Source organism: Proteus sp. G2300 (assembly GCF_009915965.1).
Classification (GTDB): Bacteria; Pseudomonadota; Gammaproteobacteria; order Enterobacterales; family Enterobacteriaceae; genus Proteus; species Proteus vulgaris.
In genome coordinates this window covers 135,699-160,249 of the sequence record NZ_JAABNK010000003.1, presented here as the reverse complement: position 1 = coordinate 160,249, position 24,551 = coordinate 135,699, and the positions used below count along the sequence as shown (strand labels likewise).

Genomic DNA, 24,551 nt, shown 5'->3' with positions numbered 1-24,551 from the left:
GAGAATAACCGCGATAAATTAAACGGATTATTCTCTTACTTTATTAATTAGACACTAATTGCACCACAACAAGTCGCCCACCTTCTTCTGTCGATAACACAAATTGCAATCCATCGGTTAATGCAATTTTATCGCCAATCGCTATTTGCTTTTTCTCTGGCAATACCATTAATCCATCAATACGCTCATTAACAAGCCACCATGTTGAGTTGTGATAAACAAAATAGCCTACGCGCTTTTTCTGTTCATCTGTGGTGCGTTCATTAGGCGCAATAAGGCGATTAACATGCCAAGGAAACAGTGATTGATTACTCCAAACCATTAAGCGGTGATCGTCGGGTCTAAAGCTACCGGCTTTACGGGAAGAGTAGAGATTTAAAATCGGCAATTGCCCTTTATATGGGGTATGACAATAAGGACAAACTGGCTGTGTTTTTCCTGAAAAAACATACCATTGCTGTTCACAGTCTTTATTTTGACAAGGCTGAACTAAATCTACCGTTTTGACTAAAGCGGTTTCCCATTCATCTGCGGTAGGGCGTTGCGAAGGATCGTGTAACCCTGTAATAAAAGCTCTTTCAAAAAGAGGTGTTAGGTAAGGCCCCATAATAGTGTATGGGATTTTTTCAGGATCAGCCCAAGGTAGAGATGACGGTTTTACCTGATTCAATTTTACCGCATTGCTACGATCTGTTGGGTGTTCAATAAACAGCGCTTTTTCACCCATAGAGAGTGTTTCATCACGCATTTCATCGTCAAGATCATGAATTTTACCGCCCCGTAAAGGGTGGCGATAAAACAGATACATATAGATCAATACTGCAAGGGCATGTCTATCAGTGGTGATACTTGGCAAAATTCGGTTAGGATCTTCTTTCGGTAAATGGCTGGTTTTTACCACTTCAGGTGCAATAAAATCAGGTGTTCCAACAACATCAGGTGGGTATTTTCCAGGAACCACTAAACCGTCAATATCAATCACACAAGCATGACCTTGCTCAGGATCGATAAGGACGTTTTTATAGCTTAAATCGCTATGGCATAAGCCCGCGGCATGCATTCGGCGGACTGCACGAGAAAGCAATAAACAAACTTTCAAGTAATTTAATAAATTACCTCTTTCTCTAGGATCGAGAAATTTATTTTGGTTGTTGGCGCTTGCAAACCATTTACCTTCTTTTTCACGACCTTTTATGGCAAGAAAGTCATTGTTTTTAGAGCCATATTTAAAGAAAAAGTGGGGTTGATATGTCGGCACTACAATACCAATTTTGCCTTGATGTTCAACAACATCAGTTGGCCAGCAAAAAAGGTTTTTCCAGTATTCACCGCCACTTTGCTCAAAGATATTATGACGATAAGAGCCTGTTATCATATCGATTCTATCTTTGGCTTGTGCGTTTTGTTTTGTCTTATAAAAGGCAACAACATAGGTTCTGTCAGGGGAAAAATAGACATCTTTCATTGAGCCAGAGCCAATAATTTCATTGACGTACTGGACGGTTTTCCCACTTTGTGTTGTACAGGTAATGATATCTGCCATGAAACTCACCTATTTTCTCTTTGATGATCACCAAGCCACAACCAGCGTGCGGTCATCGTGATTGCCTGCTGAAAAGAAATTTAGCCATTCGGCCAGTGTTTTATCAGCGGTTTCCGGTGAAGCTAAACAAGGCGATATTTCATCAATAAGCGTTGCCCATTTATTGGGATCTTGTAAGCCGTTATCTGTTTCAAACTTCGGATCAGACACACCATCTGTCATTAATATCAGATGTGAAATTTCGCTCCATTTACCAATAATAATGCGTCGATTAAATTCAATATCATTCACCGCACTTTCATCAAGAAAACGGGTTTGTCCTGCATATTCACCGCTATCAGGAATACCTAAAACACGGACCTTTCCGGCGGGTCCATAAGCTGCAATTGCACCATCACCCATCCAAAATGCCGCTGCAAATAGCTCATCATCGATACGTAAAGCCACCGTTGCCAACAGTGTAGTGGAAAACGATTTTATGGGCTCATTAATGCGAATGGCTTCATTCTTTAGGTGATTAATCGCAAGCTGTGACGCATTATGAAATAGCTTAGAAAAAAAGTTGCCTACTTGCCTTTTCTCACTCTCATCATCCCATTGGTGAATGGTGTTGAGATAAGGTGCTAATATGGGATTTTTCTCAATGTTCAATTGTTCTTCAAGGTATTCACTGACAACTTTTGTGACAATGCGTGAACCTTCACGAGAGTAGCGAGCACTGCCGGCACCGTCAGCAACAATTAAAATATTCCATTGGCTTTGGTTATCGTGGTGAATGTAAAAATCGTCATCACGGAATGTACCTGCATGTTCATGAGAGCGACCGCGACGGCTGGCACCTGCAATACGAATATCTTCTTCAAGAATAAGTTTGCTATCAATATGTGCTTTAGGATAAGGGCTATCTGCGGGAGGTTCGTTAATTTGCCATAAGCTACGAGGATCTGGATTAATGATTAATAATACATCATTGTGGTAATGCGCTGAATTTACAGACCAGTTTATTGTTAGCGTGAAATTACCACTTTTTATTGGTGTGCCAACTAAGCAACAACTTTTGGCATCAAAGGTTATGCCGAGATCTTCAGGAAAATTCACTGACTTAATTTGTGCAGTATCAAGCGTATCTAATTCAATATTAATCGAAGAATTAAATTCGCTACCTACTTTAGCATTAGAAAGAGTAATTTTGGCCGTAGGGCGGTGAATAATCGGTTTTTCTATTGGCATTGGCGATGAGTGTGTTGGAATTTGCCCTGGTTTTAATGAGCTTTCTTTTGGTAATGATGCTTCGTCAGAGGCTAAATTGTGGGCTGGTGGCAATAACAGAAGAATAGGTTGTGCTTTGTCTTGCGTTGTTATTTTTTCTGCTGTTTTTGCTTTGATTCTATCAATAATAAAATCAATATGTTGAGCGATTTCCGCATCTTCATACAGCGCAATAACCAACTCTTCATGTACCGGAATACGCTGTTGTGTCAGTGTGTCATCAATAATCAGTTTTGTGAGTAGGGCTTTTTTATCCATTAGCCTTTACCTCGTGTGACATCAAAGTCAGATTGATTGCTGTTATCTCCAAAGGTGATGTTGTTATCACACCAAGGGCAAATAACGGTTTCAGGGCCATTTACACAGAGCAATTTGCCACATTGGCAAACGGCAAAAGCAGTCGCATTGCCACAATAAGGGCAACCTGGAGTGCCATGAAGTTCACTGGTATTAACTTGATATGCGGTGGCGCTGAGATCACTCCATGCAAAGTAATCTTCATTTAAGGTGTAGCAACCCGTTAAGTTAAAGCCATTAAGGTTAAGATTAAAATCCAACCCTGAAGCTTTCATGGGAGGACGTTCATATTTCATTAAATAAGGTGAGCGTGTGTGGCTACAACGGCCGACAAAAGTGACACAAGATTCATCATAGGCACGAGCCACATCGTCTTTGGCAAGACGAACAATATGCTCTGTTTGACTTAAAAGTGGTGGTGGCTCTTCGCCAACACTTCGGCTATGAGAAACCACTGACATCGTTATCCATTTAATAAAACGAGTAAAATCGCCTTCTTGTGTTTCGGTAAATAACAGTACATTTTCAGTTAATTGCGACAGCACATGTAAGTCTGCACTTAAGCCTAATCCAATCGCAATTAAGTTAACTTTGTTGGCGTAGTGATCTTTCCAGCGCTTGATCTCTTGTGCGTAATCATCGGTAGGCCTGCCATCTGTTAAAAGGTAAACGACAGGCTTCCAATCGCCTTTTTGCTCAAGCGTGGTTTTTCTTACTTGAGTGTCGATTTGGTGAGAAAGTTCTCGTAATGCACTGCCTAATGAAGTGCCTCCTCCTAATGGAAGTTGAGGTGGGTAAAAAGAGACGACTTCAGTGAGTGGAACAATCGTTTTTGCAACGCCAGCAAAGGCGATAATAGAAATATAAGCAGTTTCAAGGGCGTGTGGATCACGCCTTAGATCGCTAATAATAGTTGTCAGACCGTCATTCATCTTTTTTAGGTTTTCACCAATCATCGATTCTGAACAATCTAAAACAAAGAAAATGGGTAGCCTTCTCATTGTTGTACCTTATCACTTTATTGTGGCTGTTATGTATTGTGATGAATAAACCAAAGCCTGAATAAAATAAAAGCAAAGCCTTTTGAAGCGCTTTGCTTTTGTGGATCACAGTACCAACTGAATTTCAGGAGGTGGTGGCGGTAATGTGTCTTTATCGGTATTAACCCCAGCGCTTGAACTGCCAGAGGCAACACTGGCAGAGACCCATTTAAAGAAGCCAGAGAAGGCATTGGAATCGAGAGTTTCTAAGGCAACCACTTGCGAGGTGAGTTCTTTAAGGTGATCGTGTTTGGCTTTCGGGCCAACAGCACAAGCGATGATCGAACCAAATGAACGTTTTTTCACTTCTTTAATTGCTTCACCATAGGCGTAAGCATCAGAAGGTGTGCCATCGGTCATTAAAAAAACGAGAGGGCGCCAGTCACCTTTTTGGTCACCATCAGAGCGTTTAATATCACGATCAACGCACTTGATTAAGCATTCGAGAGCCGCACCTGTAAAGGTGCCACCAGAGCTAGGGACAGTGATATCCGTGAGCTGAAAATCTTCTAATGCCGTTAATGGAATAAATTCACGCGCTTCATTATCATAAGTGATAATTGAGATATGTACGCTTTCTAATGCGTAGGGATCTTGTCTCAATGCATTTAGCATTGTTTGTATTCCCACATTAACGGCGTGAATAGATTCACCTCTCATTGATCCTGAAGTATCAATTAGTAGGTAAACAGGAAGTCTTCTCATTAGGTAAAGTCCTTTAAGTAAGAAATAAAGCTATCTGAACTTGAAGGCTCACCAATGGCGTTAAGTTTCCAGCCATTCTCTTCTCTGACTAATTCAGCAAACAGCATTGAACGTTGGTTGTTGAAGGCTTCGCCTCCAGATAAATCAAAACGAGCCATTTCTATATTTTTTGCATCAACAGCGCGAATAAAGGCGTTTTGTACTTTACCGAAGTGTTGTTGTAGCTCTCGACCATTGTAAATCTGAACAATAAAGACAATTTTGGTAAATTTAGGGTCGAGGGTATTTAATTTTACGATGATCTGCTCATCATCTCCATCTCCTGCACCTGTACGATTATCTCCTGTTAACCAAATTTGCCCAGATTTATGTTTTAGGCTATTAAAGAAAATGATGTCACCATTAACAAGAGAAGGTTGCCCCCCTTCAATGTTACCCAGATCGTTGACTTTACCGTTTTCACCACATAAGAAAGCGATAACGTCTAAATCATATTCTTCACTTTTTTTACCAAAAAGCCCGCCCAAAAAACCTCGTTTCTCTTCGTTGATATCCCAACCTAAACCGATAGTGACAGAGGAAAGATCATATTCATTTTTCTTTAAACTAACACCTTGTCCTTTTTTTAAACTTACTGACATATTCATTCCTTTTTTATTTAAAGTACAACGTTAACCTCAGGAGGTGGTGGAGGTAATTCATCGAGATCACTAATATCTTTCTTGGTTAAATCGACTTTTTGACTACCAACAGAAACACTGGCTGAAACCCATTTAAAAAATGACTTTATCGTATTAGAATCTGTTGTATCCAGTCGTAATACAATTTCAGTGATATTTTTTAGTATATCCGTTTGTGCGGATTGTCCTGCTGCACACGCAATAACAACACCTGTGCGTGCTGCTCTAAATTTCTCAACGCCTTTCTTCCAATCATCAGTTGGTGTGCCATCAGTCATTACAAAAACTAGCGGACGCCAATCACCTTTGGTTTCGGCTGTTGTTTTTCGTACTTCGTTTTCAATACGATCAGAAACTAATGTCAGCGCTTCACCTAATGCAGTTGTTCCACTTGCCACGAAATCGGGTACGCTAAAATTGATTAAATCCGTGAGTGGAACAATTTGTTGTGCTGTTGAGTTAAAGGTAATGATAGAAATATAGGCGGTTTCTAATGCGTAAGGATCTTGACGTAATGTTGATAAGAGCATTTCAACACCATTTTTTACTGCTTCAATAGGTTCTCCATACATAGAACCCGATGTATCAAGTAAAAGGTAAACTGGCAATCTTCTCATGCATTTATCCTGTTAGTGAGATAGGAATAAGCGATTAATATACTAACTGACTGATGAACGTGTTCAATTGAGATTATGCTTAGTTTAATTAAATTAGGAAAAAAACGCAGTGATGATTGTCCGATATTATTAATCTGAACGAAGATCGCATAAAAAGTAAAATAAAAGAGGAATTAAGTCGTAGTTACTCTTATTTTGAGTGATTATCCAACATTTCTTATTAAGCGTGTTTTTTTATCGACTAATTCTGAACGGAATAGTGCAAAAAGAGTGGTAGATAAGGATTAAGTATAAATACTCTATTTTTATAAATCTAAAACCAAATAAAAATATAAATAAATTCAATTAATTACATTTTTAATTAATGGTAGGAGAAATATATGGTCAAATAAGTATTTAATTCAATAAATATATAAATTATATTATGTTGAATGATTTTTATATTTATTTTTCTTTATTATAAAAACAACTTGATACAGTAGTATCAAGTTGTTTTTTATTATATATGATTAACTCTCTTAATCTTGTTTTTTATTTTTTTCTTTCTCAGCTAGTGTTGATTGAATTAAATTTTCGACATAATGATCAACCAATAATTCAACAGCCTCACTGCGTGTAGAATTATTCAGATAAGATAATCTATCAATTTTGCGTAATGCAGACATTTTTAATGAAAGTGAAACCGATTTTTTCTTATCTTTATCGAGGTAAACTCGGCTTGCCATTCCATTATGGCGGAGATCTTCACTGGCTGATAATGCCTCACGCATACGGCGCAATGCTTTATTATCAAGCTGACCACGTTCGGTCATTTGATAAGCACGGGATGCTTTACTGTACTTTATTTCAGCGCCATAAGAATCTCTTATCTCTTTTAAAACGCGAGTTAACGTTGGCTCTGAGCATTCAAGAGCAGAAATAATCTTAATGGTTGGAACCTTTTTTCCCGAGCTTAAAAGGGTTGCCAGTGTAAAGACTCTGACCTGACGAGTGCTTAATTGCATGCTTAGTTACCACTTATTCTGTCATTCGTGTGTTAAAATATTTAGCTTTAACTTTTATTATTCTTGTTCTTACTTTTTATTTACAAGTATCAAAAGTAATACAAGTATAAATAAAATAAGCGTCCTATTAAATGTAGTATCAAATAATAATTGAAATAAAAAAATTACTTTTTTAAATAAAAAATTGGTTTTGTTTTTTATAAGTTCTAGTCAAAGATAACATATTTTAACTAGAAACTTATAAATCAAAATCAAGATAGGGCATTATTTTATCTTATTGAGCTCATCACCTGCTATAGAGTATTTTATGTTGCATTAAAACGTTGAGCATTATTTTGTTGGTTAGGAATAATGCCATAAATTTTAGCTCTCGTTAAAATACTTAATGCCCATCGGCGATGCGTTGCTGGCTCGCACATCGCACCTTGTGATTTAAATACCGCTTGAGTTGAATTTAAAATACGCAGGGCATCTGAGTGATCGGATTGAGATACCATAAGAGCTTGTTCAATCTTGTGAATTTGTTTTGGATGTATTGCTGTTTTACCCACAAGACCATTGGCGATATCAAGTGCAAGCTCTTTATCCATAATATGGTGATCATCGATATGCTCGCAAACAGGGGCAGTGAGTGCAAATTGACGAGCACCAAATACGGCAACCAGCATTTTTATGACGTAACCCATTGGACCATCATAAAGTGTTAACTGGCGATTACGTCTTAGTGAAATCACATTCATTAAGTCATTACCACCAATACGTAACGCGATAATTCTGTTATGGCAAGGGTGAGACAGGAGGTGGTTTGCAAGTGCTGTCATTTGAATAACATCAAACACTTCTTCTGTTTCAAGTGTTGGCATCATACATAAATGTGTATTTTCAATAATATCCCACCAAACAGGCAGAGAAGCTTGTGTAAATTTAGGTAACACAAGACCGTCAATAGCACTGACATCAAGATGTTCGGTGATCCATTGACCCATTTCTGGATGGCGAGGACGAATAAATAGCAGTGGCCAATGGCTACAATCGTGGTTCTTTTTATGCTTTGCTAATGTATTTAATAATGTAGCCAAATTTTCTAATGCGACGGGAATATCAGCATCACTAACCGCATCTTCTAAACAGATAATTAAAGAGCGTAGCCCTTCAATTTTTTGATCGATAATCGTTGTTGCAATATCGGTTCGAGTTGCAGGCATATAAAGTGTTGCACCTAAATTCCACGGAGATAATCGTTCAATCATTATTTCACCTTTTTAATGATAGTCACTGCACGATATTGACCAAGCGCTTGCCCTGCTTCAATAACAGCAATATTTTTTTCTTGTGCAAGATAAACCAGTAACGCCACATCAGGATCGGTTATTTCTCTCACAAGAACATGCTCGGGTACACGGCGTAAAACAGCACGTGTGGCTTCGGCAATACCGGGTTTTATACGATTGATATTTGAAATATCATATTTTTTTGCAAGTGAACTAACGACGTTTTCGCTCAGCTTTTTTAAGTCTGATTGTTGTTCTTTAAATGTGGCATGTGGAATGTCGTTATCAAGCAAGGAGTCAACGACTTTTCCTACTGTATCAACAAGGTAACGACTGCATTCATAGTGCTTTAAATGTTGGCAATCGACAAAACCATGGAAGCCTTTTTCCGTCCAAATTGAACGTGAAATTAACCCTGAAACGGGCGCCCCCATGATCCCAAAAGGGATAAGCCAATCTTCATCACTAGCACTTAGCCATGCACAACCACAAGGATCAGCAAGGACAACAAGACGTGGTTGTGAAGGATAACCTTCGCGTCCTGCTAATGAGCGAATTAACTCCCCTGTAATCGCGCCTTTTCCCGTCCAACCATCAACAAAAACAACACCTTCTGTACCATGATGTTGTTCAATCCATGAAAGTGCTTCGCTATCAATGCCTCTATCTCGAATAATGCTTATTCCATAGTGATAAGAGGTTTTTCCCATTTTACGCAAGGTTTGTTGCAACATTACACCTAAAGGAACACCTGCACGGACAAGGCTTGTCAGAATTATTGGGGTGTCACCAAAGCGTTCAATAAGGGATTTTGCCAACATAATCACTTCAGTTGCTAAGCGTGTCGCACCGGCTTCTAGCGCTTTTTCAAACAGATCTAGATGCCATGTTGTGGGTTCTGGCTCTTGGCTTAGCATGTCAGAATAGTGGCGTTTACCTGACTGTATCAGCTCTTCTTTTAACTCAACGGGTGTCATTTCAATATTGACGGGTTGAAGTAGAAAATCGACATCACCTGATACATAAGATCCTGAAAACGGTTTATGATCCATCATGTTTATTCTCCAAAAATTTTTGTGTTGATCGCATCAGCGAATTGGCTTTGGCGAGGAAGCCCATACCAACTGCATAATTTCATAAAACGATGATCACTCAGGCTATCGCCTAAACCAATGACAGGAAAAACGCCACGTTCTACTTTTAATTTATTAAGCAAATAGGTGACGGCTTTACCTTTTTCAATAGGTTCAGGTAACCAAGCAATATTGTTACTGTTGCGATGAATATAAAAACCTTCGGTTGAGAATGTTTTTTCTATCTCATCACCTATGGCGTATAGCTCTTCTAGTCGGGTGCTATCGTTATGCTTCATCACTAAATAAATAGGCAAATCATCATATTCATAGTTAATTCGCGCCCAACCATCAATATGTCGTTCGGCCATTAATTGCGTAATTGACTGTTGTAGAGTCAACAAACGCTGTGTATATGGCGCTAAGCTTTGAGTAATATAGTTTTGCCATTGTGTATCAGCCGTACCTTCAGGTGTTAATATCACCGCACCATGTGTGGTGATTGCCCATGAATGAAATGGAATAGTGACTCGGCTGATTTCTTCAGTGCCTCGTGCTGTGACGGGAATGACATCGGCATGTTCTAACATCCAATCAACAAGCATGGCTTGCTCTTGTGTCATAAAACTACGAGGCTTTAAGCTTCTATCAAGCGCACCCGTTCGATACGGTTCAAGTGCTAACTCATCCACCATTTTTCGACGTGTTTGAAATAAGGTGTCGTCCAGATCGGTTAAAATCACAGGCTTAGTCATAACTAATTACCTCAACAATAGGCGCAACTTTATTGAGAGCTTCAATTAATTGGCTATCAATACTTTCGGTTGGCGTTTCACAACATAGTAAAATACGATCAAATTGTTGATGTGCTACGTTATAGACAAAATTAGGAATACCTAAACCATAATTATCAGTAAAAGTAATGGCTGATTGAATGGCAAAATTGGTTGAAATAGGTGAACGGGTTGTAGCGCTATATTTTACAATAGCACCTTGTTTTTCAAGACGTTCAGCCAACAAGAACGGTTCCCAGACAAATTCCCCCGATCCTAAAACCAGAATTTTTTCATCTACGGATGCTTTGATGGCTAAACCCAGATCGTTTGCGGGCGCTGTCATACCTAATCGGCCCCAACTTTGTTTGCCTGTAATGGCAACTTGGCCTGAAGCTGTAATATTGACATTTGGCATAACAGGTAGAGGCGCATTAGGATCAGCATCCCATTGCCATTTTCCTTGCACTAAAGAGAGTGTTTTAATTGGTAATGGGGCGCGCTCAGCAATAGCGTTCCCACTCCAATCTGTCAATGTGACGGTAATAACCTGCTCAATATGTGCTAATCCACCTTCTTCACGTAAAGCCGAAAGTAGATTAATAAAGGTATTACCTGTTGTGGCTTCATCGTCAATTAATACCACTGTTTTAGCGTATTTTACCCATTGGCGCTGTTCTGCTGTTTTTGGTAAATAGAGTAAGTGATCAGTTGCATGGCTGTGATTTTCTTTAAATTCACACAGTAATTCACCGTTATCAATAGGGTGACGTGTTGAGGTTAAATAAATTGCTTGTTGATAATGATTTTTTACTTCATCAAAAACGCCAGCACCTAAACCCACGGCGGTTTCTGCCATACCAATAAACAAAATAGGGCCTTCAAGCGAGTCAGGAAATTGGCGGGCAAGTTTTTGATAGGTTTCACGCATTTTCTTTGGTGAAACAGGGATATGTCGCCCTAATACTTTACTGACAAATAAAAATGCACGCTTAGGATTGCGTCTTTCTGCAATATCAAATAATTCGTCAAGTAACTCAATAGGGCAATTTGGCGTCACACTTAATGTGCCACAAGAAAGAGGGCGACGATAAACGGATGAGTCACTCATACTATTCTTCATTATTAATTATTATCCGTATTTATGATGTTTGTTAACGTTGAATTGAAAACAATAGAATCGGTGATTGAACGTATTTTTGTTGGTACAAAATGGTTATTTTGCGCTTGAGCTTCTTCGATACTCATCAATCTCAATTGGCGTAAAGCAAAAATACCCGCGAGGTTAATACCACAATGCTGGGTGTAACCAATGCCTCCCGAAGGGCGCATATTAATTTCAAGCAATAAGGGGCGACCTTGATGATTATTTCGTGTTTGCACATTCACAAGACCATCTGCTTTCATGGCAGTGGCACACGCTTTGCCTAATTCATAAGCTTCACCTGAAATTTCGAGATGTTGTATTGCACCGTCTTTACGACGAGCGACGGCGGCAATGACATTACCTTGCTCGACAACCAGATCAACAGAGTATTCAGGGCCGGGTAAATAAGGCATGAGTACTAATGGTTCAAAGTGTTCAACCGCTTTTAATGCATCAATATATTGTTGTGGGTTAACCTGGCGGTTTTCTGGGTGATTGAAGAGTGCCATAGGAGAAACGTCACTATCGAAACGCCAAAAACCCATTCCGTAAATGCCTTTTACAGGCTTAATGCATAAAGAGATCTCACCAAAAGGTGGATTTTTTATTTGTTTTTCTAATTCATCGATTGAATCAATGTAAATAGACGGTACAACAGGAAGACCACACTGTTCCATGGTTTGTGCAAAAGCGACTTTATTATCAGCTAATTGAAGTTGTTCAAGCTGTGTCGCACCCGTGGTTAATTTTACCCCTAATGACTCAATTTCTTTGCGGTGTGATTCAAACCATGCGCTATTACGCCCAGTATGAATGACATTGACTTGATGCTGTTTTACAACATCAGCGATAAATTTTAAGCGCAATGTCTCTTCAAGAGGCTCATAAAAAGCGCCATCAGCAAGCGATAAAATCTCATTTCGAGTATGACGATGAGATGCGAGCACACAGATCTCTTGGTGCTGCTGTTTTGCAAAGTCTTTAACACTTTGAATTATATCGCGTTGTGATGATAAGCCTTCCATAAACCAAATTGTATTGTTCATTACGCTATATACCGTGAAATAAAAGTGTAGGGTTCAAGACCTATAATCATGAAGATTTCGAAGAACGGTGTCAATCATAATATGATTTATTTGATTTATGTTTAAATGAGACTAGTTAATCATGTTATTATGATGGCTGATTTGTATTTTTTGCATTTTATTTTTATATAAATATCAATTATATCAATTGGTTGACAAATCTTTAAATTTGATTGATAAAAATAGTCTTGCTCATGTACTTCATCATGATATGATGATTTTCACGATATGGATTTAATCACAAATGGCATTATTGTTTCACTCTACCTCTGAAGGAATTTAATTATGGTTTCATTAAGCAAGAATCAAACAGTTTCTCTCAGTAAACAAGCACCTACACTGAGCCATTTAATGTTTGGTTTGGGCTGGGATCCGATTAAGAAAAAAGGATTATTAGGTGGTCTTTTTGGTGGTGGTGGTTCTATTGATTTAGATGCAAGTTGCGTGTTACTTGACGCAAGTGGTAATCAAATCGATACCATTTGGTTTAGAAAATTAAAATCAAGTTGTCAGTCAGTGGTTCATTCTGGTGATAACTTAACCGGAGACGGTGACGGTGATGATGAAACCATTTTTGTTGATTTAGACCGTTTACCAACCAATGTTGAATACTTAGTCTTTACTGTAAACAGCTTCCGTGGACAAACATTTAATGAAGTTGAAAATGCATTTTGTCGTGTTGTTGATAAAAAAACAAACAAAGAGTTAGTGCGTTATACCTTAACAGAACAAGGTTCTCATACTGGTATCGTGATTGCTTCTATGCAACGCAACCATGGCCAATGGGATTTCACTGCATTTGGTGCGCCTTGTAAAGGTCGTGTTATTAACGACATGATGCCTGATATTGTAGCAACGGTGGTGCGATAATGAATATGACACCAGGTGGGAATTTACCCGTTCCTAATCAAACTCTAATCGTTCGAATTCAATCTGGGGCGCCTGTAGATGTTTCCGCCTTTAGACTGTATGCCTCAGGCAAAGTCAATGGTGATGCCGATATGGTGTTTTATGGGCAAACAGCAAGCGATGATCGCACGGTTATTTATGCAACAGCAGGAAATAGCACTTCTTTTACCGTAGATTTAACGCGTTTACGCCCAGATGTTGAAAAAATTGCGTTTACAGCGACCTGTGAAGGTCAACAAACTATTGCAAACTTGCAACGATTATCAATTCAAGTTGATGCTAATAATGAGGTTGTCGCGAACGGTAATGTTGATATTAATGGTCGTTCGGAAGCAGCATTAATTTTAGGTGAATTGTATCGTCGTAATGGTAGTTGGAAGTTCCGTTTTATCGCTCAAGGATTTAACGGTGGTTTAAAACCATTAGCTGAACATTTTGGTGTTGATATTGCTGACTCTGAACCCGCACCCGCACCGAAACCGGCACCAACGCCAGCGTCAAGTTCGGTGAACTTAAATAAGGTCTCTTTAACCAAAGAGAAACCGGCAATCAGCCTAACGAAGAAAGATGACTTCGGTAAAATTCGGATCAACCTTGATTGGCATCGTGAAAACAAGAGCAGTGGTTCTGGTTTATTAGGTGGGCTGTTTGGAGGAAATAAAGGTATCGACTTAGATATCGGTGCCTTTGTTGAACTTCAGCAAGGCCATAAATCCGTTATTCAGGCATTAGGAAACGGATTTGGTGATTTCAATCATATTCCTTATGTTGAGTTGCAAGGTGATGATCGTACGGGAGATGTCGCTGGTGGTGAATGGATTTTTGTCAATGGGCGTGAATGGAAAAATATTAAGCAAGTGCTGATTTTCGCGTTTATTTATGAAGGTGTGCCAAATTGGAGTAAGACTGATGGCGTGGTCACCATTCATATGCCAGATCAACCCCCTATCGAAACCCGTTTAACTGATGGTAATAATGGCCGTGGTATGTGTGCGATAGCACGGCTAGTTAATGAGAACGGTTCGATAAAAGTTGAACGTCTCAATGAGTTTTTTAAAGGCCACCGTGATATGGATAATGCCTATGGGTGGGGATTTCGCTGGACAGCGGGTTCTAAGTGATCAAGTTGATATAAGGAAAAATAACATGAGTTTTTTTAACAAATTAAAAGAAGGTTTTAATACGGGCCGTTCTGAGTTAGCAAAGCAAGTTGGTCGCTTTAAAAACAAAAAATTTATGCAAGGTACGGTGGCTGTTTGTGCGCGTATCGCCATCGCCAGCGACGGTGTGAGTTCTGAAGAAAAACAGAAGATGCTCGGTTTTTTAAAAGCATCGGATGAACTTAAAGTGTTTGATACCTCTGAGGTGATCGAATTCTTTAATAAGCTAATTACTAGTTTCGAATTCGATACCGAAGTCGGTAAAGGCGAAACGATGAAGTATATTCTGGCAATGAAAGATCAACCAGAAGCTGCACAATTAGCTATTCGTGTCGGTATTGCTGTTGCGAAAAGTGATGGTGATTTTGACAATGATGAAAAAGAAGCGGTGCGTGCTATTGCCATTGCATTAGGCTTTGAGCCCGCAGAATTTGGTTTGTAATTAATTTAATATAGGGAACCGTTCAGGAATTATTATGGTATCCACACATATTGGTTTTCCGACAGAAACTGTCATTGTCTTTGTAGTACTTGCGATTGGCGCTATTTTTGTCGACTTATTCATGCATCGTGCTGATAAGCCGATAACGTTAAAGAATGCCATATTTTGGTCTATATTCTGGGTTGCTATTGCTATGGCATTCGCAGGATTCCTTTATATTCACCATGGTGCAGAAGTTGCGAGCTTATTCGTAACAGGTTATGCGTTAGAAAAAGTGCTTTCTGTTGATAACTTGTTTGTCATGATGGCGATTTTTTCTTGGTTTGCCGTACCAGACCGCTTTCGTCACCGCGTTCTTTATTGGGGTATTATCGGTGCGATTGTATTCCGTGGGATCTTTGTTGCCATTGGTACAGGACTGTTAAGTTTAGGACCATATGTTGAGATAGTATTTGCCTTAATCGTTGCTTGGACGGCAGTTATGATGCTGAAAAGTGGTGATGATAGTGAAGAAATTGAAGACTATTCACAACATCTTGCTTATCGCTTAGTAAAACGATTTTTTCCTATATGGCCAAAAATCACTGGACACGCGTTCTTATTAACACAAAAAGAAGTGGATGTTGAATTAGCGAAACCTGAAAACAAAGATATCACTATCGGCCGTGGTACAAAAGCTGCGTTATATGCAACACCGCTTATGCTGTGTGTAGCAGTCGTGGAGCTTTCTGATGTGATGTTTGCTTTCGACTCGGTTCCCGCTATTATCGCAGTAAGCCGTGAACCCTTAATTGTCTATAGTGCAATGATGTTCGCAATTTTAGGCTTACGTACGCTTTACTTTGTGTTAGAAGCGTTAAAACAGTATCTCGTTTACCTTGAAAAAGCGGTTATTGTGCTGTTGTTCTTTATTGCTGCAAAATTGGGTTTAAATGCAACAGATCATATCTGGCAACATGGATATAGCATTTCCGCGACAACTAGCCTATTTGTTGTGCTGGGGGTTCTTGCTCTGGGTATTATTGCAAGCTTTGTATTTCCAGAGAAAAAAGATGATGAAGGTAAGACAAATTAATAAATATTCTTGAGAAATCAGAATATTAAAAACAAAACTAAAGAGGTTATAAAATGAGCGTTTCTCTTTCTAAAGGTGGTAATGTCTCTCTGAGCAAAGCAGCCCCAACGATGAAAAACGTCCTTGTCGGACTAGGTTGGGATGCCCGTTCTACAGATGGTCAAGATTTTGACTTAGATGCGTCTGTATTTCTGTTAGCTGCAAATGGAAAAGTGCGTAGCGATGCCGATTTCATTTTTTATAACAATTTAAGATCTGCTGATGGCTCAGTTGTGCATACTGGTGATAACCGCACAGGTGAAGGCGATGGTGATGATGAAGCGTTGAAAATCAAATTAGACATGATCCCGAACGATGTCGATAAGGTTATCTTCGTTGTCACTATCCATGATGCTCAAGCTCGTCGTCAGAGCTTTGGCCAAGTCTCAGGTGCATTTATTCGTTTAGTTAATGATGACAACCAAATTGAAGTTGCTCGTTATGACTTAACGGAAGATGCATCAACGGAAACTGCAATGCTATTTGGCGAGTTATATCGTCATGGTACAGAGTGGAAATTCCGTGCAGTAGGCCAAGGTTACGCGGGTGGTTTAGGCTCAGTTTGTGCTCAATACGGTATTAATGCCTCTTGATAGCTGATTTGTAAGATACTAACCACTGGCAATCATAAGAAGTGATTGCTAGTTTATTCAATAAAGTAGGAGCTTTGATATGGCAGTTTCCCTCGTTAAAGGTGGTAATGTTTCTCTGACTAAAGAAGCACCAACAATGTCGGTTGCTATGGTTGGTCTAGGATGGGATGCCCGCGTGACAGATGGCGCAGAATTTGATTTAGATGCGTCAGTATTCATGGTTGGTGAAGATGGAAAAGTACTTTCAGACGCCAGTTTTATCTTCTTTAATAACAAAGTGAGTCAATGTGGAAGCGTTGAACACCAAGGAGATAACCGTACTGGGGAAGGCGATGGTGATGATGAACAAGTCAAAATCACTTTATCAAAAGTCCCTGCTGAAGTGAAAAAACTGGTCTTTGCAGTCACTATTTATGATGCTGAAAATCGTAAACAAAACTTTGGTATGGTAAGCAACAGTTTTATGCGCGTTTATAACAACGACAATAATACTGAGATTGCACGCTTTGATCTTTCTGAAGATGCTTCTACAGAAACGGCAATGATCTTTGGTGAGTTATATCGTCATGGTTCAGAGTGGAAATTCAAAGCTGTTGGCCAAGGTTTTGCCGGTGGATTAGGTGCATTAGCGGCACAGCACGGCGTAAATATCTAAGACTTTATTTAGCCCTCGCATTAGCGGGGGCTTGTTGTTTGTATTGATAAGAGAACAGTCAGCGACTAAGATTCTTTTTTTACGGACACTTTAATTGGTGAGTTTTTAGATTTGCGACGACCGGTATGAAACTGGCGCCAATGAGGTGTTTGAGACGCGAGTAGCAATTCATAATCACCACGAGAGTCCCCCCAAGCTTTCATATGATATTGCGTTAAATCCCCGTAGACACCTTCTAATCGTTTAACTTTTTCACCACAGCGACAGTTATTCCCGATAATTTTGCCCGTCAATTTTCCATCAACAACTTCAAGTGTGGTGCCTATCAATTTAATCCCTAGTCTATCAGCAAAAGGCTGTAGCACCATTGCAGGTGATGCAGAGCAGATAGTGACTTGAGCATTACTTTTGATTTCTTCTGCGACTGCTAATAAGCCAGTAGGGCGCATTAACTTGGTCCAGTAAAGTTGACAAAACTCTTCTGCTTTCTCTTTTAGCCATTGCTCATCGATATTGGTTAAGAAGGTTTTAATAAGCACTTCTTTTAATTCATCACGAGTCAGTTTGCGTCTAAAGCAACGTAATGTAGGCAACACCATTTTAATTAAACGACGTGAGAATTTACGTCTTCCAAAGGCGAATTTTAGAAAAGGAATAAAACTGTCGCGATAGGTTAACGTGCCATCAAAGTCAAACACTGATAACGTTTTTACGGTATTTTTCGCGTTTTCAAATTGGGGTTGCATAGAGGGTAAGGCTCCGTAAATCATCAGAGTTCAAAAAAATATTTCACTTATTATATCATTGTTCTCAAAATGAGATAGTGTGTCTGTGACTTGTTGAAAATAAAGTATTTTTTCTTTTTTTTGATTGTGAATGAGTAAGGCATTATTTATATGGTGAATAAAAAATAAATTTTACCGTCCAATAGGAATACCCATGCTTTTGATAAAAAGCAGGCTTTTTATTATTAATAATATTGGTTGGAATATTTTATAAAGTAAAAATAAATGATTATTTATTTAAAGTAGAGTGATTGATTATTGATAGATTCATTTTTTGAAAATAAAAAACATTAACTTATAAATGCTTGTTTTAATTAAATAAAAAAACATCTTAGTCGATAAGAAAATAAATATTATCGATATATACATATAGGTGTTTTTATTATGAGTATTAAACGAACTGCTAAGATAGGTGCGTCTGTATTGTTCTTGGTTTTTATTATATCTTCTGCATTATCTTCATTCTTTATTTATAAAATGAAAAATAATTTTACTCAAGTGGAAACACTGCTAACACGTTATACGGACGTAATGATGGCGCGCTATGAATTAGCAATTATGCGTTCTAATGTAAATTTCTTGGCGCAAGATACCGCATTGGCAAATGAAAAATATATTGAAATTATTGAGAAAAATAAAAATATAGCCATAAGAGCCAAAAAAACAATGGGCGAGTGGGTAAAAGAGAAAAAAGTCAGTATAGAAGCACAGCAAAGCGTCGATGCTATCGCAAAATTATTTTATAATTTAGTTGATAGATTAATTGTTATATCAAACGATCCTGGGGCAATAAAAGTAAAGGATAAAGAATTTGACCAGGATTTTGAAAAATTAAATACTTTATTTGATAATTACGTTGCTATTAAAGCTAAGAATAGTGCTTCTCTTATTAATAACCAAAAAAATATGGTTGAATTTTCTCTTTACTCAACCATTATTTCATTACTAATTTTAGTGTTTATTTTATGTTTTGTTATTATTTGGGTAAATAAAATATTTATTTCTAATCTTCATTCGCTGTCTGATATTTTAAATAAAGTGGGTAAAGGTGAATTAGTTTTTACTTTACCTAAAATGAGAAAAGATGAGTTTGGTGAGCTATTTTTTCATGTTGGTAATATGCAAAAAGCATTAATCTCTACCATTCTTACGGTAAAAAGAGAAACTTTAGAGATAAAACGAGGTGCTTCGGAAATTGCATCAGGTAATCAAGAACTTTCTTCTCGTACTGAAGAACAAGCGAGCGCACTGCAGCAAACAGCTGCTAGTATGGAAGAAATTAAAACGGCAGTAGCTAATAACACCGAAAACACCCAAGAAGCGAATGTGATTATTAATCAATCCAATGACATCGTTAGAGATGGTGCTAGTGTGATGAAAGAAGCTATCTCGTCGATGAAAAAGATTGAGCAAGGTGCGTTAAAAGTGGGTGAGATTAATGACGTCATCAATAATCTCGCGAGTCAAACAAATATTTTAGCGTTAAATGCTGCAGTAGAGGCTGCAAGAGCAGGAGAACAAGGACGCGGTTTTACCGTAGTTGCTGCAGAGGTGCGAAATTTAGCCTCTAAAAGTGCAGATGCGGCAAAAGAAATAAGTCAGATATTAAAAGCATCTATAGAAGATGTGGCTGAAGGAACTTCGCTTGTTAATAAAACAGGGGAACACATGCAAGAAATTGTCGCTTCAATTGCAAAAGTAAACAATATTATGAAAGGGATAAGTCTTGCTTCAGAAGAGCAACGTGTTGGTATTGAACAAATTGCAGTGGCAATTAATCAGATGGATACCGTTGTACAGCAAAACGCTTCTTTAGTGGATCAAGGTGCATCTTCAACGATGATGTTAGACGAAAAAGCGCAGGTATTGATGGATAATGTGGCAGTGTTTCAAATAGAAGAGCAAGCATTATAATGATAAAAAACCACTCTGAATTAACTATCAGAGTGGTTTTTTATTCTATTCTGGTAAACGGAATAAGGGATTAATAATATTCAATCATAAAGGTCGTCGCACCATTGGCAGAACCTCTGCGGATAAGCGGTTATCAACACGAATATAACGTGCTCACATTGGGATACTGACCGTTCCTGCTTTTTCAGTAACCGGTTGTACAAAGGTAGTTGACATATTAAATTTAACAAAACCCTCGCCTACATCACCAAATGCAAGTTGGCTCCCTACACCTTTATGAGCTAATTCGTAAAATACTTAAAAAATATTAATCTATTCGTGATGTTTGTCATTTTGTGCGAAATACAAAAGAGTTATCTGCATGTCATTTCAATCAGAAGCGTTTTCCAGCCAGAGTAATTAATTAATAACACCAAAATATTATTTCATATTGGTATATCATCTAGATTAAGATGTAAAAATAAGCAGAAAAAACTAATTAACATCATTGATTGAGAATGTAGATAAAGCATTGTGTCGATAATTCTGATTAATAAGTAAATAAAATCTATTTCGTGCCGATAAATGAGTACATTTGTATTATTTAATTGCCGGGGTGGATTATTTCATGAGTATTGAAAGATCAGCTAAAGTAGGTTCCATTATACTGTTAGTCATTTTCTTATTATCATCAGTATTGTCGTCATTTTTTATTTATCGAATGCAAGGAAACTTTGCATCATTGGATTCCTTGAATACTAGATTGAATAATGTTCAAGAAGCGAGATATGAATTAGCCACTATTCGTTCTCACGTCAATTACCTGATGTTATTGAAAACAATGACGAATGAAGATAAGCAAGAAACGATTAAATCACTTGTTGTTGAAGCAAAAGAGTTGGCAACAAAATCAAAAGCAACTATCACGCATTGGGTAGAAGAAAAGAAAATAAGCCCTGATGCGCAACGTAACTCAGAACAACTTTCAGTCTTATTCTATTACCTTCTTGATGAGCTTATTGCACCTATTGATACATTAGCTTATACAGAAACCAATCTATCAAATGACTTTTCTAGACTTTCAGATCTTTTTGATGAATATCTAGTGATCACTAAAGGTGTAAATGATGATATTAAAGCACAACAAGCTTGGATGGTGCAGCTATCGATTTACACAACTATCATTGCGCTTGGCGTGATCCTTGTTCTTCTTTATATTGTCATTCGATGGGTAAATAAAACGTTTATCTTTAATCTGAATACATTATCTGCCATTTTGCAGAAAGTGGGAGAGGGGGATTTAAGTTTTACCTTACCGAAGAAACGAAATGATGAATTTGGAACTTTGTTTTCTAATGTAGGCAATATGCAAACTTCGCTAACATCTACTATTCAACTTGTTAAAGAAGAAGCATTAGAGATCAAAAAGAGCTCAGCAGAGATTGCTTCTGGCAACCAAGATCTCTCTTCTCGCACTGAGGAGCAAGCAAGTGCCCTACAACAAACAGCAGCCAGTATGGAAGAGATAAAAATTGCTGTTGTTAATAATACCGATAATGCGATTTTAGCAAACTCTATTACAGCGGAAACGCGTGATTTAGCGATTGATGGTTCTAATATCATGAATGATGCAATTAGCTCGATGAAAAAGATCGAAGTAGGAACATTAAAAGTTGCTGAAATCAATGATGTGGTTAATAACATTGCAAGCCAAACTAATATTCTTGCATTAAATGCTGCGGTTGAAGCAGCTCGTGCGGGTGAGCAAGGCCGTGGATTTACTGTTGTTGCAACAGAAGTGAGAAATTTAGCGGCAAGAAGTGCTGATGCTGCGCGTGAAATTAACCAAATCATCAGAGAGTCCGTAGCTGATGTGGCGCATGGTCGTGAATTAGTCAATAAAACAGGTGAACATATGCAAGACATCGTTTCTTCTATTACTAAAGTCAGCGATATTATGCAGGGTATTAGTATTGCATCAGAAGAACAAAAAGTGGGCATTGAGCAGATAGCCGTAGCCATTAACCAAATGGATTCTGTTGTGCAGCAAAATGCAGCTTTGGTTGAACAGGGGGCGACTTCGACAATGATTTTAGATGAGAAAGCACAAAATTTAACTGATAAAGTGTCCGTCTTTCAAATTAAAGAACAATACTAATAAATTTAACTAGTCATTAAATATCATATCTAAATCAGGCTCACTCTAAGTGAAAAACAAGAGTGAGCTTTATTATTGAGTGATTATTTAGCATACTTTTTTATTCTTTTTCTATTGTTATCTCATTAATAAAAAACATAGTAGAGAAATAAAACTGCACGTATTACTAATCTTACTTATATAAAAGAAAGTTTTTTATCTGATTAATTTTTAATTACAATAAAATAAATAATAATTTAATTAACTCATTTTAAATTTGAATTAGGATGAAAACGGGTTCTTACCTATAGGTGAGAACCCGAAAGATGAAGCTATGTTAGTCAATATAGAATGTGCAAATATGAGGCATTTATGGTTCAAGTTACTCGATGTTATTAATTACAATTCTGCTACTTCCATAACGGTACTTAGTACTGACCCCCAAGTAAATGAAGATGACGGTAGTACTGCGGATGCCTCTGCTAATTCATTGTTTATATTAGTCATGGATAACCCCATTACAAGGTGAGGTAAATTATCTATCTTTAATGGGTTATAACCTTTATATGGTTCATCAGATGAATGGGTTTCTTCTGGTGAATAATGAGGGTTTGGAATTGTTTCTTCAATAATATCACTACCTATTTTTGTGTAGATAGTAACAAGCTCTATTAATTGATTTGGAATATTTATATATGCAGAATATTCTTGTTCTTCAGTTAATACGGTTCTGAGTATGTCACTGACACGTTCTTTAATTTGATCATGATAATAATAGACGGTTTCAAGTGCAGAATAAAAATTATTTGTTGGTCTTATCTTATAAATATAAGATTTATTTTCGCTTGAGACATTGAGCAAATCTTTTGCAAATTTTTCACTTGATTTAAAACTTGATGTTGTCGGAATAAATGCAGAATCTTTACTTCCTCTTCTCCCTGAAACACCATTTACATGAGCATGAAAATTGATATTATTTCCCCAAGCGACAAATCCTTTTTCAAAAACCTCTTCTGGTGGTCTTGAATCCGCTCGATATACTTTACTGACAGGTCTAGCATATGATAGTTGTATATTAAATAAAATAAATAATATAATTAAAATTATTTTTTTCATTATAACCTCTTGTAGTTTTATAAAAATTTTATCGTGCTATATTATTTTCCTTTTTTATTTAGTTATAATTTCTTTTATTTTAGGATAATTAATGTTTTGATAACCCAATCATATATAAGCTATCCTTACCAGGAATTTTTTTTTCACTCCCAACGCATATGACTATATCTGCTTGTGTCAGAAATGAAACTTTAGCGATATCGTAAAGTGTAGAGGCATTGTACATAATACCATAATGATAGGCGTCACCAGTTTTAGGTGCAAATTTTATATTGGCTGTTAATACTGGTTTTTCCCCATCGTTATAACTATTAGTTACAACCATGAGACTGGAAATTTTGCCATTTTTTACACTTCCATTTAATTTTTTGCAATAGCCGTCAAAATCAATACCGGCATGTGAAAATGATGAAAAGGAAAGAAGACTAATAATAAGTAATTTTTTCATTTATAACCTCTATATATTATTTACCATATTTTTATTTGATTGTTGTTTATTCCATTAATTAAATAGTTGATATTTACTGTTAGGTTTAATCTTTATATCAAAATAATGGAAACGATCTAAATATACATAGGTGGTTTTTTTAAAAAAATGTTTTTTTTTAACATATTATTAATGGAAAAATAATACTTATAGAATGAAAGTATTACTTGAAGATTTATCTGGCTTAAATAAATAAAAAATAATATGTTGTGTTTTTTCTGGGGGAATATTTGGCGTTTAACAGATTTTAGTTTTCTATTAATAAAAGAACAAAGTTTAAAGAGTAGAAAAAAGAATTATATATTAATAATAGAAGTAGTTACATTACGTGGAATTGATGATCCACATTTTACGCGAGAGTATTTATTTTTCAAAGCGTTATAGAATTTTGAAACTAAAACTTCTTGTCTTTTATAAATTAAATATTTCTTATTTTAATTTATGGAGAATAGATTCATCAATTAAGCTCTGTTGCTATTTTGTCGCCACTGATCTATAAAAACAAAAAAGCCACTTTTCCCAAAGTGGCTTAATGTGCTGATTTAACAGCTAAAATTTGGTGGCCCCTACTGGACTTGAACCAGTGACCAATCGATTATGAGTCGACTGCTCTAACCAACTGAGCTAAGGGGCCTTAATGGAGTGTGATTATACGTGCCATTTGACACGAGGTCTAGCCTTTGAATGACTGTATGCGCAATTTATGTTCAATCTAAACAATAAAAAAATAAAATAGAGAATAACTGTGATATCAAT

23 protein-coding genes and 1 tRNA gene are annotated in these 24,551 nt (G+C 37.3%); 8 read left to right on the top strand and 16 right to left on the bottom strand.

Annotated features, from left to right (window positions below):
- Positions 1–43: 43 nt before the first annotated feature.
- The 12 genes from GWI97_RS01035 to GWI97_RS00980 form a co-directional block, all read right to left on the bottom strand.
- Positions 44–1,543, bottom strand: a complete 1,500-nt coding sequence (locus tag GWI97_RS01035; protein ID WP_036934221.1) for a helix-hairpin-helix domain-containing protein — start codon at positions 1,541–1,543, stop codon at positions 44–46.
- 27 nt (positions 1,544–1,570) lie between these two features.
- Positions 1,571–3,070, bottom strand: coding sequence for a PP2C family serine/threonine-protein phosphatase (locus GWI97_RS01030; RefSeq protein WP_087803395.1), 1,500 nt, complete (start codon positions 3,068–3,070; stop codon positions 1,571–1,573).
- A complete protein-coding gene (locus tag GWI97_RS01025) occupies positions 3,070–4,110 on the bottom strand; it encodes a TerY-C metal binding domain-containing protein (protein ID WP_036934218.1) in 1,041 nt (346 codons plus the stop codon). The genes GWI97_RS01030 and GWI97_RS01025 overlap by 1 nt, the downstream gene beginning before the upstream one ends.
- A 105-nt stretch (positions 4,111–4,215) precedes the next feature.
- Entirely contained in the window at positions 4,216–4,854 is a 639-nt protein-coding gene (locus tag GWI97_RS01020; RefSeq protein ID WP_036934216.1) for a vWA domain-containing protein, read from the bottom strand.
- Positions 4,854–5,495: a TerD family protein gene (locus GWI97_RS01015; protein ID WP_087803397.1), complete on the bottom strand. Its 642-nt coding sequence runs from the start codon at positions 5,493–5,495 to the stop codon at positions 4,854–4,856. Before GWI97_RS01015 ends, GWI97_RS01020 begins: the two co-directional genes overlap by 1 nt.
- Positions 5,496–5,512: 17 nt before the next feature.
- Positions 5,513–6,151, bottom strand: coding sequence for a vWA domain-containing protein (locus GWI97_RS01010; RefSeq protein ID WP_087803399.1), 639 nt, complete (start codon positions 6,149–6,151; stop codon positions 5,513–5,515).
- A 518-nt stretch (positions 6,152–6,669) separates the two neighbouring features.
- Positions 6,670–7,155 carry a hypothetical protein gene (locus GWI97_RS01005; RefSeq protein WP_036934213.1) on the bottom strand — a complete coding sequence of 162 codons (486 nt, stop codon included), beginning with the start codon at positions 7,153–7,155 and terminating at the stop codon, positions 6,670–6,672.
- A 305-nt stretch (positions 7,156–7,460) separates the two neighbouring features.
- Positions 7,461–8,405, bottom strand: a complete 945-nt coding sequence (locus GWI97_RS01000; RefSeq protein WP_036934212.1) for an HpcH/HpaI aldolase/citrate lyase family protein — start codon at positions 8,403–8,405, stop codon at positions 7,461–7,463.
- On the bottom strand, positions 8,405–9,481 hold the full coding sequence (locus GWI97_RS00995) for a cysteine protease StiP family protein (protein ID WP_036934211.1): 1,077 nt from the start codon (positions 9,479–9,481) through the stop codon (positions 8,405–8,407). Before GWI97_RS00995 ends, GWI97_RS01000 begins: the two co-directional genes overlap by 1 nt.
- A gap of 2 nt (positions 9,482–9,483) precedes the next feature.
- On the bottom strand, positions 9,484–10,254 hold the full coding sequence (locus GWI97_RS00990; RefSeq protein WP_036934210.1) for a hypothetical protein: 771 nt from the start codon (positions 10,252–10,254) through the stop codon (positions 9,484–9,486).
- Complete coding sequence (locus GWI97_RS00985; protein WP_036934209.1) at positions 10,247–11,383, bottom strand: phosphoribosyltransferase domain-containing protein; 1,137 nt, start codon at positions 11,381–11,383, stop codon at positions 10,247–10,249. Before GWI97_RS00985 ends, GWI97_RS00990 begins: the two co-directional genes overlap by 8 nt.
- A gap of 14 nt (positions 11,384–11,397) precedes the next feature.
- Complete coding sequence (locus GWI97_RS00980) at positions 11,398–12,465, bottom strand: ATP-grasp domain-containing protein (protein ID WP_036934208.1); 1,068 nt, start codon at positions 12,463–12,465, stop codon at positions 11,398–11,400.
- Between the two features lie 324 nt (positions 12,466–12,789).
- On the opposite strand from GWI97_RS00980, the gene GWI97_RS00975 reads away from it, so the two are divergent.
- The 6 genes from GWI97_RS00975 to GWI97_RS00950 all read left to right on the top strand — a co-directional run bounded on the left by GWI97_RS00975 (position 12,790) and on the right by GWI97_RS00950 (position 17,377).
- Positions 12,790–13,374, top strand: a complete 585-nt coding sequence (locus GWI97_RS00975; protein ID WP_036934205.1) for a TerD family protein — start codon at positions 12,790–12,792, stop codon at positions 13,372–13,374.
- Positions 13,374–14,534, top strand: coding sequence for a TerD family protein (locus tag GWI97_RS00970; protein WP_036934204.1), 1,161 nt, complete (start codon positions 13,374–13,376; stop codon positions 14,532–14,534). Before GWI97_RS00975 ends, GWI97_RS00970 begins: the two co-directional genes overlap by 1 nt.
- Positions 14,535–14,559: 25 nt before the next feature.
- Positions 14,560–15,015: a tellurite resistance TerB family protein gene (locus GWI97_RS00965; protein ID WP_036934202.1), complete on the top strand. Its 456-nt coding sequence runs from the start codon at positions 14,560–14,562 to the stop codon at positions 15,013–15,015.
- A 34-nt stretch (positions 15,016–15,049) separates the two neighbouring features.
- Positions 15,050–16,090 carry a TerC/Alx family metal homeostasis membrane protein gene (locus GWI97_RS00960; protein WP_036934200.1) on the top strand — a complete coding sequence of 347 codons (1,041 nt, stop codon included), beginning with the start codon at positions 15,050–15,052 and terminating at the stop codon, positions 16,088–16,090.
- Positions 16,091–16,143: 53 nt separating this feature from the next.
- A complete protein-coding gene (locus GWI97_RS00955) occupies positions 16,144–16,722 on the top strand; it encodes a TerD family protein (RefSeq protein ID WP_006536043.1) in 579 nt (192 codons plus the stop codon).
- A gap of 79 nt (positions 16,723–16,801) precedes the next feature.
- Positions 16,802–17,377, top strand: a complete 576-nt coding sequence (locus GWI97_RS00950; protein WP_036934197.1) for a TerD family protein — start codon at positions 16,802–16,804, stop codon at positions 17,375–17,377.
- Between the two features lie 65 nt (positions 17,378–17,442).
- Here GWI97_RS00950 and GWI97_RS00945 read toward each other — a convergent pair whose 3' ends face one another.
- On the bottom strand, positions 17,443–18,123 hold the full coding sequence (locus GWI97_RS00945) for an HAD family hydrolase (RefSeq protein WP_036934195.1): 681 nt from the start codon (positions 18,121–18,123) through the stop codon (positions 17,443–17,445).
- A gap of 423 nt (positions 18,124–18,546) precedes the next feature.
- Between GWI97_RS00945 and GWI97_RS00940 the strand changes: the two genes are divergently transcribed.
- Both GWI97_RS00940 and GWI97_RS00935 read left to right on the top strand, forming a co-directional pair.
- Complete coding sequence (locus tag GWI97_RS00940) at positions 18,547–20,076, top strand: methyl-accepting chemotaxis protein (protein WP_087803401.1); 1,530 nt, start codon at positions 18,547–18,549, stop codon at positions 20,074–20,076.
- Between the two features lie 607 nt (positions 20,077–20,683).
- On the top strand, positions 20,684–22,213 hold the full coding sequence (locus GWI97_RS00935) for a methyl-accepting chemotaxis protein (RefSeq protein ID WP_087803403.1): 1,530 nt from the start codon (positions 20,684–20,686) through the stop codon (positions 22,211–22,213).
- Positions 22,214–22,591: 378 nt separating this feature from the next.
- Here GWI97_RS00935 and GWI97_RS00930 read toward each other — a convergent pair whose 3' ends face one another.
- From GWI97_RS00930 to GWI97_RS00920, 3 genes are all read right to left on the bottom strand, one after another.
- Positions 22,592–23,308, bottom strand: coding sequence for a scabin-related ADP-ribosyltransferase (locus GWI97_RS00930; RefSeq protein ID WP_036934188.1), 717 nt, complete (start codon positions 23,306–23,308; stop codon positions 22,592–22,594).
- An 88-nt stretch (positions 23,309–23,396) separates the two neighbouring features.
- Positions 23,397–23,756: a hypothetical protein gene (locus tag GWI97_RS00925; protein ID WP_036934186.1), complete on the bottom strand. Its 360-nt coding sequence runs from the start codon at positions 23,754–23,756 to the stop codon at positions 23,397–23,399.
- Positions 23,757–24,352: 596 nt separating this feature from the next.
- A tRNA-Ile gene (locus GWI97_RS00920) sits at positions 24,353–24,429 on the bottom strand.
- Positions 24,430–24,551: the final 122 nt, after the last annotated feature.